The organism is Flavobacterium sp. W1B, assembly GCF_047344965.1.
In the GTDB taxonomy this organism is placed as follows: Bacteria; Bacteroidota; Bacteroidia; order Flavobacteriales; family Flavobacteriaceae; genus Flavobacterium.
The window spans coordinates 1,081,374-1,094,158 of sequence record NZ_CP178845.1 but is presented as its reverse complement, the minus strand read 5'-3'; the positions used below and the strand labels follow the sequence as shown (position 1 = coordinate 1,094,158).

General features: G+C 36.2%; 9 protein-coding genes and 1 tRNA gene. 7 read left to right on the top strand and 3 right to left on the bottom strand.

Features of this window, described 5'->3' with window-relative positions; translation table 11 throughout:
* Position 1: 1 nt before the first annotated feature.
* Positions 2-81: transfer RNA gene (locus ACMDB5_RS04810), tRNA-Leu, on the bottom strand.
* A gap of 217 nt (positions 82-298) precedes the next feature.
* On the opposite strand from ACMDB5_RS04810, the gene ACMDB5_RS04805 reads away from it, so the two are divergent.
* The 3 genes from ACMDB5_RS04805 to pth all read left to right on the top strand — a co-directional run bounded on the left by ACMDB5_RS04805 (position 299) and on the right by pth (position 2,786).
* Entirely contained in the window at positions 299-1,240 is a 942-nt protein-coding gene (locus ACMDB5_RS04805) for a ribose-phosphate pyrophosphokinase (RefSeq protein ID WP_413999882.1), read from the top strand.
* A gap of 97 nt (positions 1,241-1,337) precedes the next feature.
* Positions 1,338-1,949 (top strand): 50S ribosomal protein L25/general stress protein Ctc, encoded by a 612-nt coding sequence (locus ACMDB5_RS04800; protein WP_413999881.1) that lies wholly within the window; start codon positions 1,338-1,340, stop codon positions 1,947-1,949.
* 210 nt (positions 1,950-2,159) lie between these two features.
* On the top strand, positions 2,160-2,786 hold the full coding sequence (gene pth, locus ACMDB5_RS04795) for an aminoacyl-tRNA hydrolase (protein WP_413999880.1): 627 nt from the start codon (positions 2,160-2,162) through the stop codon (positions 2,784-2,786).
* A gap of 32 nt (positions 2,787-2,818) precedes the next feature.
* Here the strand turns inward: pth and ACMDB5_RS04790 are convergent, their stop codons facing one another.
* Positions 2,819-5,497, bottom strand: coding sequence for a reprolysin-like metallopeptidase (locus ACMDB5_RS04790; RefSeq protein WP_413999879.1), 2,679 nt, complete (start codon positions 5,495-5,497; stop codon positions 2,819-2,821).
* Positions 5,498-5,706: 209 nt separating this feature from the next.
* Here ACMDB5_RS04790 and ACMDB5_RS04785 point away from each other — a divergent pair, with 209 nt between their 5' ends.
* From ACMDB5_RS04785 to bioB, 4 genes are all read left to right on the top strand, one after another.
* Positions 5,707-6,636: a bifunctional riboflavin kinase/FAD synthetase gene (locus ACMDB5_RS04785; RefSeq protein WP_414000360.1), complete on the top strand. Its 930-nt coding sequence runs from the start codon at positions 5,707-5,709 to the stop codon at positions 6,634-6,636.
* A 108-nt stretch (positions 6,637-6,744) separates the two neighbouring features.
* Positions 6,745-7,182, top strand: coding sequence for a hypothetical protein (locus ACMDB5_RS04780; protein WP_413999878.1), 438 nt, complete (start codon positions 6,745-6,747; stop codon positions 7,180-7,182).
* Positions 7,183-7,268: 86 nt separating this feature from the next.
* Complete coding sequence (locus tag ACMDB5_RS04775; RefSeq protein WP_413999877.1) at positions 7,269-7,712, top strand: hypothetical protein; 444 nt, start codon at positions 7,269-7,271, stop codon at positions 7,710-7,712.
* A gap of 90 nt (positions 7,713-7,802) precedes the next feature.
* On the top strand, positions 7,803-8,888 hold the full coding sequence (gene bioB / locus ACMDB5_RS04770) for a biotin synthase BioB (RefSeq protein ID WP_413999876.1): 1,086 nt from the start codon (positions 7,803-7,805) through the stop codon (positions 8,886-8,888).
* A gap of 124 nt (positions 8,889-9,012) precedes the next feature.
* On the opposite strand, the gene ACMDB5_RS04765 is transcribed toward bioB, so the two are convergent.
* On the bottom strand, positions 9,013-12,531 hold the full coding sequence (locus tag ACMDB5_RS04765; RefSeq protein ID WP_413999875.1) for a T9SS sorting signal type C domain-containing protein: 3,519 nt from the start codon (positions 12,529-12,531) through the stop codon (positions 9,013-9,015).
* Between the last annotated feature and the right edge of the window lie 254 nt (positions 12,532-12,785).

Below are 12,785 nucleotides of genomic sequence, written 5' to 3'. Positions count from 1 at the left end.
GTACCCGGAGCCGGAGTCGAACCGGCACGGTTTCCCACAGGTGTTTGAGACCAGCGCGTCTACCAATTCCGCCATCCGGGCTTAGCAGACAGAGATAATAACAATTATCTCAACGCAATAAAGAGACATTTAGTGGTAGCTAAACGTCTTTTCCTTTAACACGGTGCAAATGTAAAAAATAAAATCAGAAAATCTACTAAAAATACTTAAAATTTTCCTTTCAGAGTTGAATAAATTTCATAAATTTGCACCTCGTTAAAACGACACACTCACAACTAACTACAAAACAACAAATTAAATGTCACATCTAGAACCGGAAGCTAAAATTTTTGCTTGTTCACAAAGTGTCTATCTAGCCGAAAAAATTGCAAAAGCATACGGAATCCCGTTAGGAAAAGTAACCATGTCTAAATACAGTGATGGTGAATTTCAACCTTCTTACGAAGAATCTATCAGAGGATTACGCGTTTTTATCGTTTGTTCGACTTTTCCAACCGCAGATAATCTGATGGAATTATTACTGATGATCGATGCTGCAAAACGAGCTTCTGCAAGACACATAACTGCCGTAATACCTTATTTTGGATGGGCAAGACAAGACAGAAAAGATAAGCCGAGAGTTCCGATAGGAGCTAAACTAGTGGCAAATTTATTAGACGCTGCTGGCGCAACAAGAGTAATGACCATGGATTTGCATGCAGATCAAATTCAAGGATTTTTTGAAAAACCAGTAGACCATCTTTTCGCATCTACAATCTTTTTACCTTACGTGAAAGAGTTAGGATTAGAAAATTTGACAATTGCTTCCCCAGATATGGGAGGCTCAAAAAGAGCTTATGCCTATTCTAAATTTTTAGAATCGGACGTAGTTATCTGTTACAAACAAAGAAAAGAAGCCAATATTATCGACACTATGGAATTAATTGGTGAGGTAAAAGGCAAACATGTAATCTTAGTAGATGACATGATTGACACTGGAGGAACTTTGGCGAAAGCCGCCGATTTAATGATAGAAAAAGGAGCATTGAGCGTAAGAGCGATTTGCACTCACGCCATTTTATCAGGAAGTGCTTACGAAAAAATAGAAAATTCTAAATTACTAGAATTAATCGTTACTGATTCTATTCCGTTGAAGAAAGAATCAAAAAAAATAAGAGTGTTGAGTTGTGCACCTCTTTTTGCCGAAGTTATGCACATGGTGCACCACAACAATTCCATCAGTGGAAAATTCATAATGTAGTTGTTGCGAGAAACGAAGCAACCACTACAAAAAGCATAAAGCCAAAGCTGATTGCTACAAACAAGAGTTTAATTAATAACTATATAAAATTTTCAAAATGAAATCGATTACAATTAAAGGATCAGAAAGAGAAAGCGTGGGCAAAGTAGCAACTAAAGCCTTACGTAATGCTGGAGCGGTTCCTTGCGTGTTATACGGAGGAGATCAACCAGTACACTTTTCAGCAGAAGAAAAAGCATTCAAAAGCTTGGTTTACACTCCAAACGCTCACACAGTTGTGATCGAACTTGGTGATGGAAAATCATTCAATGCAATTTTACAAGACATTCAGGTTCACCCGGTGTCTGACAAAATTTTACATATTGACTTCTTTCAACTATATGATGACAAAGAAATCACTATCGAAATTCCTGTAAAATTCGTTGGTAACTCTAAAGGAGTTATGGCTGGTGGAGATTTACGTATTGGTAACCGTAAACTTAAAGTTAAAGCTTTACCAAAAAATCTTCCAGATTTTATTGAAGCTGACATTACTCCTCTAGACATGGGTAACAAGTTATATGTAACTAAAGTACCTACTCCAAACTTCAAAATCATGCACCCAGACAACACTGTTATCTGTCAAGTGAAGATTTCTCGTGCGGCTATGAAAGCGGCTCAAGAAGCTGCAAAAGCTGCAAAAGCACCTGCAAAAGGAAAGAAAAAATAATCTTTTTTCAATCAATCATAAAAGCATCAGTTGTAAAACTGGTGCTTTTTTTATACCCTGAAGCGAAAGACAAGGCATTATCGGCAAATCCAATACCCGCTGTACGCTACAATCCACGCAAAAAAGCGTGGGATTTTCACTTCCATCGGGGCTAGACAGCCAACTATTCGAATTTTTGCAAACATTTTCAAATTAGCTTACTTTTGCAGGATGATAAAATGGATACAAACACTGTTTTCATCAACAAAAACAGCAGACAATACAGCATATATGAAGAAATTTTTAATAGTAGGGCTAGGCAACATCGGCGCCGAATACGTAAACACAAGACACAATATCGGCTTTAAAATACTGGATCACTTTGCCAAAAAAGAAGCAATTCAATTTGAAACCGTAAAATTAGGATCCTTAGCCGAATATAAATTTAAAGGAAGAACTTTTCTGCTTTTAAAACCAAACACCTATATGAATTTGAGCGGAAAAGCTGTTCAATATTGGATGGATAAAGAAAATATTCCTTTGGAAAACCTAATGGTCATCACAGATGATTTAAATTTATCATTCGGAACCATTCGCATCAAACCAAAAGGAAGCGACGGCGGACACAACGGTCTAAAAAACATCAACCTAATTCTAAACAACAATCAATATACTCGATTCCGATTTGGCATCAGCGACGAATTCAAAAAAGGAAAACAGGTCGATTATGTACTGGGAGAATGGGATGACGATGAAAAAACGGCTCTTCCGGAACGACTGGAAATAGCTTCCGAAATTATCAAATCATTTGGAACAGCAGGCTTAGGAAACACCATGACTGCTTTTAACGGAAAATAAAAAGGGGATTAAATCCCCTTTTTTTACATCTTTTATTGGATTATTATTTTCTTTACTTCTCTCCTATCGCCATCAAAAACAGTCAATAAATAAATTCCTGATCCTAATTGTGGCAATTGTATATTCTCATCAAAATTAAACTTGCTCTCGTACTCTTTATTAAACAACTCCTTACCCGACATATTATGAAGCAAAATCTTGACACCTGTCGTATTTTTGCTCATAAATTGTACGGTGACATTACCATCAGAAGGATTGGGGTATGAAATAATTTCAGAAAATTTAAAATCCGGCTCTATTAAAGTATAAGTTTGCGTACAAATAGTAATAGAAGCTGAATCTAAAGTTCCCGTATCTCCCAAATAAATATCCCGAACTCTAAAAGTCCATTCACCCTGCGGATTTTGCCCATTAAAAACATCCAATGGCTCATAAGGCGAAACTTTTTGAGCTGTAGCCTTACCACAAGAAAGAGCGTCCCCTAAATCATCATAATCTAACAACAAAGTACCATCAGTTGCCTCACAATTTTTTTCAAATAATTTCACAGTAGTTCCTTGAGGATTTACAACATCTATACTTACATCCGATACATACGTATGCGAAAAGCCTACTGACAGATTTACATCAACTATTGCTCCCGCTGAAGCCGGAACATTAATCTTTCTAGTTGCATACGTTGCCGATTCCGGTATAGCAAAAGGAGTTGGTGCAAAAGTATAAGTATCACAAGAAGAAACAATTGAATATCCTATTGCGAAAGCTTTACTATTTATGGCATAATAAATATTTGCCGTTGGTTCAACTAAAATTCTACAGTTTTTAGCAACAATATCAGGAACGGTAATAATCTCCGAGCCATCATTTGGTGTATTTGATGCTAAAATTATCGGAAAAGTCAATCCACCATCTGTGGAAAGCTTTATATTCACATTAGTCGATCCCTGCAAAGCATTAGAGCCGTTTACGCCCCAGGTTATCGATGTGTTTTCACCCTGAAACCAACTTAAATTCTCTGAATTTTGAGATGTAATTTCAAATGGTCCAGCAGCCCCACTCACATTTACAACCATAGCCGCGGTACTGGTTTGAGCAGTTCCTAAAGATGCATTATCTCTTGCCGTTAAAGTAAAATGAAGCGTTCGTGCTATAGAAGAAACCGATTCCCATGTTGAACTTAACCTACCAGAAAGCACCGTGCCAAGCGCAGGCATATACCTAACGGCTAAACTACTCGGCTTTAATGACCTAAAAAGAGGACCGTCAGGTTTAGCAGGAAAAGCTATACTGCTTGAACCGCTTTGGGTCTTAGCATCATCATTTTGTTCCCAACAATAAGTTATCGCATTACTATCAGAACCAGAAGTCGTACCTGTTAAAACAAAGGCAGTTCCCTTTGGAATTGTCCAATCCGGACCAGCGCTCACAACAGGAGGATTATTATCTAAATTAACCGATATAGGGCAATCTTTTGAGGCAAGATTATTTTGTATTTGCATAATACTGACATAAGCAAAATAGTCGTCAGAGTTATTTTGAATATTATTATCAGCGATTCCCGCATATCCCATAATTGTAGAACCACTACCCGGCTCTACATTAACTCCTGTTCCTTCAATACTTTCAGAAAAAGTGTGATTTGCCCCCAATTGATGCCCCATTTCATGAGCTACAAAATCGATATCAAAAGCATCGCCTTTGGGATTCCCATTTCCAGGAGAAGTGTATGCACTCCCTTTTGCTAATGGCTCTCCAATTGTAGGATTTACACAAACACAACCAATACAACCTGCATTGCCCCCACCGCCAGACGCACCAAACAAATGTCCTATATCATAATTATCATTTCCAATCACATTAGTTAAATTATCCTGCAACTCTTGACTCCAACTACCATCTACACCTTTAGCCGCATCAGAATAAGGATCAGCAATAGCGCTAGTATAAACGATTAGATCATTATTAGCGATTAGTTGCAATTTGACCGCCAAGTCTCGATTAAAAACCCCATTTACTCTTGTCATAGTTGCATTCATCGCCGCCAGAGCTCCCGCAACGGTACCGCCATGATAAGTAGCATATTCCCCAGTACAAGACAAAGCCAACCTCAACGTTTTAAAAACTTTAGAATTAGCCGAAATTTTGCTTGCCTTACCCAACAATTGCTTATTAAGCGCTATATCTTCGGTCTTACAAACAAAAGGCAGATTCCCCATAGCTCTGCTTTTGGAATTAAAAAGAACATAAACATTTTTATCGTCAGATGAATTCTCTATAAATTCCGAATCACTATCCGCTCTCAAAACCATAGTTTGAATTCCGTCAGGAGAAAGGCTAAAATTTAAAGAAGCTCTAGAATCCGTAACCCCAATTCCAGCATAAGATTTAATATCAGGATATTTCGCTTGCAGTTCAGGATCAAAATTTGAAGATTCCCAAACTAAAAATTCCTCTAAAACTCCATTTCTATTCGGAATTTTAATTTGCTTTGATTGTTTTTTATCTGTTTTACTGCCCAAAGCATTCAAAGACTGCTTCAACATCACTTGATCCAATTGAAAAAACAATTCTTTTTCAGCGGTTCGATCCGTTCCATTCCTTTGATAATCTGATGTTGCCACTCTGTTAATCCTTTTCCAAGGCGATTCCTTTTGAGCATGAATCACTGAACCAGAGAGTATAACAAACAAGCAAAATATAATTTTTTTCATAGATTGAAAATATACACTCAAAAATAAACCATTTTATCCAAATGAAGTACACCTTTTTAGGTTTCCTAAAAATTAACCCAACAAATGATTCAATTTGACAGCTTTTCGAGTTTTTTTTAAAAACAAAACAAAATCTATTGAAAACCATACGCAATACCGTTAGATTTAAAATAGATAACATAAATTTGCAGCATTATAAAACAATTGCTTTGAATATTTTTCAATCCATACAAGAATTCAGCTCCACAAAAAAAACGATCCTTACCCTCGGCACTTTTGATGGAGTTCATATTGGTCATAAAAAGATTCTGGAAAAAGTAACCCAGAATACCGAAAACAACAAATACGAGAGTCTGGTTCTCACTTTTTTTCCTCATCCCAGAATGGTTTTACAAAATCAATCTGATATCAAATTATTGAATACTATCTCCGAGAAAATAAATTTGCTTGAAAAAACAGGAATCGAAAACCTTGTTATTCATCCTTTTGACGAAAATTTTTCAAGATTAACAGCCGAAGAATTTGTTCGTGACATTCTCGTTAATCAATTCAACATTCACAAAATCATCATTGGCCACGACCATCGCTTTGGAAGAAATCGCACCGCAAATATTGACGATTTAATAGGTTTTGGAAAACAATATGGATTTGAAGTTGAACAAATATCTGTTCAAGAAATAGATGCTATTTCTGTGAGTTCAACCAAAATCAGAAAAGCACTATCCGAAGGAAACATGACTCTGGCAAATCAGTATCTGGGTTATGACTATTTTCTGACAGGCACCGTATTAGAAGGAAAGCGCCTTGGAAGAACCATTGGCTTTCCCACTGCAAACCTAAACATAAAGGAAGACTACAAACTGATTCCTTTAAATGGCGTTTATGTCGTAAAAAGCACAATCAACCAAAAAACAGTTTTTGGGATAATGAATATCGGCTTTAACCCTACAGTTGGAGGAGACCATTTATCAATAGAAATTCATTATTTAGATTTTAATTCCGAATTATATGGGCAAGAATTATCTGTTTCGATACTTCAATACCTTCGACCGGAACAAAAATTTGACTCAATTGAATCGTTAAAAACGCAATTAGAAAAAGACAAAAACAAAGCGATAGAATACCTAAAAAAACACTAATAATTAGTAAAAAAAACCTTAACATATCTCAAATATTTTACGTAAATTTGAGATGTATTGCCCTGTTTATCAAAAAGATATTTTTTTAACTTTTTAAAATTAAACAATATGAAACTACCAAAAGAACTATACAACGGATGTATTATTTTTATTGGAATCGGTCTCTATTTTTTGTTAATGGAAGCTTTAGGTCTCGCCGATTTGGTTTACTTACGACTATTTAACATCCTATTTGTTTTTTATGGCGCAAACAGAACTTTAAAAACAAATTTTCTCGAAGGCAAGACGATATTCCCCTACAATGCTGTATCAGCCCTACTGACTTCCCTAACCGGAGTGTTTTTAAGCATCATAGGACTCATAACCTATATCTACTACAAAGGCGGCGATTCCTATATACAAACATTACCGGAAACCTTTTTATTTGTTGGAAAACCATCCGTTATGACTTATAGTATTTCTTTGCTTTTTGAAGGAATCGTATCTGCAGTTATTGTTACATTTTCTCTAATGCTGTATTGGAAAAAACAATACCCTTCTGACTAGACAGAAACTTAAGCTACTAAAAAAACTATTTTAAAGAACAGCAATTTACGGTATTTTATTAAGGTTCATTTTTAATAATTAACAACATGAAACTACCAAAAGAATTAGAAAACGGATTCATTATTTTTTCTCTTATTGCAATCTTTTTTTTGTTTATGGAAGCACTAAGCTATTCCAATTTATTTTACTTGCGACTGATTAACATCTTTTTTGTCTTTTACGGTGTTAACCGCTCTATTAAAATGAATCTTTCACAAGGCAAAAAAAGATTCGTCGAAAATGCTGCCTCGGCAATAATCACTTCACTTGTAGGCGTGTTTTTAAGCGCTATTGGGCTAGTCCTTTATAGCCATATAAAAGGAGGGGATTCTTATATTCAAACACTACCAAGAACCTTTTTATTCGCAGGACACCCATCAATAAATACTTATTCAATTTGTTTGCTATTTGAAGGCATAGCTTCCTCTGTTATTGTTACCATGCTATTGATGCTGTATTGGAACAATCGATTCACAACCGACGAACCTTAACCCAACAATAATCCAAATCGTTTTTAAGGCGCATTACATTGTTCATTAGAACAATTTAACTACTTTTGGTGCATTAAAAAATAGCATACAATGAGTATCACAAAACATAATTGGACCAAAGAAGAAATTATCGCGATATACAATAAACCTATGATGGATTTGCTTTACGAAGCAGCTTCAATCCATAGAGAACACCATGATCCAAACGTGGTTCAAGTTTCAACCTTATTATCTATTAAAACCGGTGGATGCTCCGAAGATTGTGGGTATTGCCCGCAAGCTGCTCGTTACCATACTGGTGTTGAAGGCAATGATTTGATGTCAGTTAGTCAAGTAAAAGCACAAGCTTTACGAGCTAAATCAACAGGCTCATCACGTGTATGTATGGGTGCCGCTTGGAGAAACGTAAAAGACGGACCTGAATTTGACCAAGTCTTAGAAATGGTTCGTACCATCAATAAGATGGACATGGAAGTGTGCTGCACCCTAGGAATGATTACTGAGAATCAAGCACAACGTTTGGCAGAAGCAGGTTTATATGCCTATAATCATAACTTAGACACTTCTGAAGAATATTATAAAGAAGTAATTTCTACTCGCGGTTTTGAAGATCGTTTGCAAACTATAGAAAATGTACGCAAAACAAACGTTACTGTTTGTAGCGGCGGAATAATTGGAATGGGAGAAAGCATTGATGACAGAGCCGGAATGCTTGTGGCTCTTTCTACATTAAATCCTCAACCGGAATCGGTGCCAATTAATGCATTGGTTGCTGTTGAAGGAACTCCCATGGAAGAAGAAAAACCAGTCGAAATTTGGGAAATGATACGCATGGTAGCTACCACCAGAATCATCATGCCTGAGACTCAAGTACGTTTATCAGCAGGTAGAATGAATATGAGCCGTGAAGGACAAGCTATGTGTTTCTTTGCTGGTGCCAACTCAATTTTTGCAGGTGATAAACTTCTAACCACTCCAAACCCAGATGTAAACGAAGACATGAAAATGTTTGAAATGCTAGGTTTGAATCCTCAAAAACCTTTTACCAAAGTGGTTCAACCAAAAACGGTTGAAGCAAAAGACTCTGAATTTCAATCTTTAGGTGAAAAACCAAAATGGTCACGCCCTGGGCACACCATTGAAAGAAATCTTGAAGCATCCGCTAAAGGAAAGTAAATCCTGAAATAAAATAAAAAAACCCAGCTTATAACAAGCTGGGTTTTTTTTTAACTATTTCGCATCTAAACTGTTATTCTATACAGCAAACATTCTACGATAAAAAAAATATTATTTAAAGGGTCTAATAAATTATTTTCTTACTAAAAGCTAACCCGTTTTGCAAAACAACATTTACAATCAATACTTGAAGTCCTGAAACCAAGTTAGAAGCAACCAAGTTTTCACTATTCACATCCACTTTATAAAAAACCCTACTACCAGCAATATCATAAATTGCAACCTCTTTTATCAACCCATCAAATGAACTGATCTTTAATTCCTTATTCACAACTGAAACAAATACTTTTTCATCAATTCCCGGATCAAGTATCAACGAAGGTTTATCACTGTAACGCAGTACAAACCTATTATTAAAAGTTCCTTTTTCACTTACAAAATCATAGGAACTCTTTTTTAGATCATGAACAACATGCATCAACTTATCTTCTAAAAACACATTTTGCGATACTAATTTTCCGTCTGTTTGATCAATACTTATCTGAAAATTGCCATTTAAAACAGTCTTATATCCTAATGATATTGTGTCATTCTCCCGAAACGGCAAAGCACGGCCTTGAATCGCTAAATTCACATTCTCATTTATACTGTAAAAATCCACGAACTGATTTCCATCGTAACTTATACCATCAAAAAAACCTTCGTAGCCATTAGTAGCTCCAGTAACATAACCTATCAAAGTCTGCTTAAAAACTCCTTGCTGATTAGACAAGTTGAGCCAAATTCGGTTTTTCTCAATTGCATTGGTATCGTTTGATTTTGAAGTTGTATTAAACCTAAAAAACTGCGCATTATTAATACCAGATGAACCTCCTGAAATACGCATGCTATTATTGAATGTAACCATCCCACCCGAGGCACTACTGGTCGCAAAGAAAGACTGTCCTGCCGCAATTTTCCCTGTTGGCAAATTTAAATTATTATTGTCATTGGGATCATTTGGATCTGAATCCTTCGTGGCAGAAATACTGGTTCTAGTCCCTCCAGTAAGATTATAGGAAGCATAATCATTATCAGTATAATTATATATCGCATTACCAACCACGGCATTGCTAGGAGGCGAGTTATGCGTCCAGAAATAAAGAGTCCCTTCTAAAGCAGCTGAATTATAGATCAAAAACTGATCCGCGTCAACAGCTGAGGGATACGGATTCCCAATCAGATAGGACTTATCAGCGGATACAGAAACAGCTTTAATACCGTTATTTGGCACTCCTATAAACTTAGGATTAGCATCTACGCTGGCTACAGTAATACTAAAATACTGTGGCGCTCTAATAATATACCCTTGTCCAGGATTCATTGTTACATTTCCATTATAATGGATCACCCAGCCTTTATCGGGATCAAAACTGTAATATTTATCAAATAATGTGTTCGGAGATAAATTATACAATGTTTGCCCCGCAACCGGAGAAGACCAATAAGTAAAATCGTATCTTTTTACAGGAGCCGTATTTCGCTTATATACAATAGAACCTGAATTTATTGCTGCATCGTTAATTTGAACTAAACTGGAATTGTTTTCGAATGTTAAAGTACCTAGCACTTTTATATCATTAGTTACTGTTAAAGTATGAGCTGAATTTATAACCACATTAGCACCTGCAACAACCTTACAAGAACATCCTGCTACATCAGAAGTAGAAGAATAATCTCCCGAAAAGACTATTCTTTTAGAATTATCAGGAATACCATTTATCCAAGCAGAACCATTCCATGTACTAGTCATAGTTGAAATAGCGTCAATATTTACACTAGCTGATGCTACTGAAGTACATGTTCCATTTGAAACCGTAAAAGTATAAACTCCTCCATCAGTCAAGCCTGTTATCGCAGTACTTGTCCCTGTTCCTGTAGTAGTAGCACTAAGTGTTCCCGAACATATTAATGTCCATATTCCTGATGAAGGCAAACCATTTAACACAACACTTCCTGTATCTAAAGTACAATTCGGCTGAGTTATAGTTACAATTATTGGTGCTGAAGGGATCAAAGGCTGCGGATTAATTACAGCAGTACTTACACTAGAGAAACAACCCGCAATGTTTTTAATGATTATCTTATACGTTCCGACAACCAAACCTGATTTGACATTACTAGCTTGAAAACTATTCCCATTATCAAAACTATAGAAGTCCGTCGGACTTTGAACCGTTACGGTTATCGACCCCGTTGCTGTTGTACAATTAGGCTGCACAATTGTCGTTATCGGAGTTGTCAACTGTGGAAGAAAAGTAATTGCCCTAGTTCGAGAGTCACTGCTCGTATTACAATCAGCACCCGATGCCTTAAATGTAATATAAACACGGTATTCAGCTGACTCACCAGGAGTCCCACCAATTATATTCAAAGTAGCAGTTGTAGCACCCGAAAAATGACCTCCATCAATAACATCAGTCCATGTCCCAGAAACAACTGACCTCTTCCATTTGTATGAAACAACGTTTGAAGGATAAGATGTCGTAACTGCATAAGAATAATTAGCTCCATAACAAAGTGTTACATCTAATACCGATTGAGAGGGCGTTAATGGCGGTGAGCTTACATTAATTATTTCGTTTACTGAAAGGGTTGCGATACTTGAGGTGACAGTACAAATCCCATTAGAAACAACAACCTGAAATTGTGCTCCATCTGGATATTGGGCACTACCTACATTGTCAACTCTAATTTCGCCTGTAGACGGATAAGTTGTATTAGTCTCACTGACTGGAATAGTTATAAAACTACCATCCGTTGGTTTTTTACGCTGCCAAGTATAGGTCAATCCGGAACCAGATGCAACCACCTTAAACCTAACAGAGCTACCCTCACAGTCTAATTGATTAGAAGGTTGCGTAATAATTACTGGAGATTGACTGACCAAAACAGTTGTATTTGCAGTAATAATTTTACTATCAGAAGTTCTTTTCATTGACACAGTATAAACGCTGCTTGTAATAGGAGTTGTTGTAGCTATAAAAGAATAATTTGAACTAGTACTATAAGGCGTAGCAGCAAGTCCTGGACCGGACCATGAATAAATAAAACTCCCATTCGGAGGCGGGGTTGCAGATAGATTGATAGAATTCCCCGAACAAACCGGAGAATTTGACGTAGCTTTACCTGTTCCTCCTAGAGATACTAAATCATCGAATCCCAATAAACCCGCACCACCTTGACAAGTGGCTAATAATGTACCTCCTATATACACTCTATCATTCCCAGTGCACCCGCCACCATTTCCTCCAGCTGGGTTTAAAGTTCCTCCATTAACAAATACAATTGAAGAACCTTCAGATAGATATAATCTCTTATTTGCAGTTGAAAAATCAAGAGTTGCATTATTTACTATTAACTGAACAACACCACAAGTAGTCAAATCTAAATCACTGTCCATTATCAAAGAAATAGGATTTGTTCCATTCCCAATATTTACAATCCCTCCACATGAACTCAATGAACCACTTCCACAACTTAGACTACTAGAATATGTGGTCGTAGAAATAGCACATTGCGCAGATATAACACTTGTAAATAATAAATTTAAAATCAACAATACAATGAATATTTTTTTTTGCTGATGTAATTGTTTTTCCATAAAAATTAGGACTTAGCGATATAAAAGAAATGCATTTTGCACCATTGTTAAAAAATTAACAAAAAATACAGTCTAAATTAAAAATTCATGAGATACCAACACAAATAAACCGTTAAAACACCATTATACCTGTCGTATCGCACTTAAAAACAAATACATAACTTATTTACTTATAATGCTTTACATCAAATAAAACCATGAGAAATCTAAAACCCTACATCTTAAAGAATTTTTGCTTAGAAACAACTATTTTT

Excerpts from the sequence above, each read along its gene's own strand:
- ACMDB5_RS04790 (WP_413999879.1), bottom strand. The coding sequence starts at position 5,497 with ATGAAAAAAATTATATTTTGCTTGTTTGTTATACTCTCTGGTTCAGTG.
- ACMDB5_RS04805 (WP_413999882.1), top strand. The coding sequence starts at position 299 with ATGTCACATCTAGAACCGGAAGCTAAAATTTTTGCTTGTTCACAAAGT.
- ACMDB5_RS04775 (WP_413999877.1), top strand. The coding sequence starts at position 7,269 with ATGAAACTACCAAAAGAATTAGAAAACGGATTCATTATTTTTTCTCTT.
- ACMDB5_RS04780 (WP_413999878.1), top strand. The coding sequence starts at position 6,745 with ATGAAACTACCAAAAGAACTATACAACGGATGTATTATTTTTATTGGA.
- pth (WP_413999880.1), top strand. The coding sequence starts at position 2,160 with ATGATAAAATGGATACAAACACTGTTTTCATCAACAAAAACAGCAGAC.
- ACMDB5_RS04765 (WP_413999875.1), bottom strand. The coding sequence starts at position 12,531 with ATGGAAAAACAATTACATCAGCAAAAAAAAATATTCATTGTATTGTTG.
- bioB (WP_413999876.1), top strand. The coding sequence starts at position 7,803 with ATGAGTATCACAAAACATAATTGGACCAAAGAAGAAATTATCGCGATA.
- ACMDB5_RS04800 (WP_413999881.1), top strand. The coding sequence starts at position 1,338 with ATGAAATCGATTACAATTAAAGGATCAGAAAGAGAAAGCGTGGGCAAA.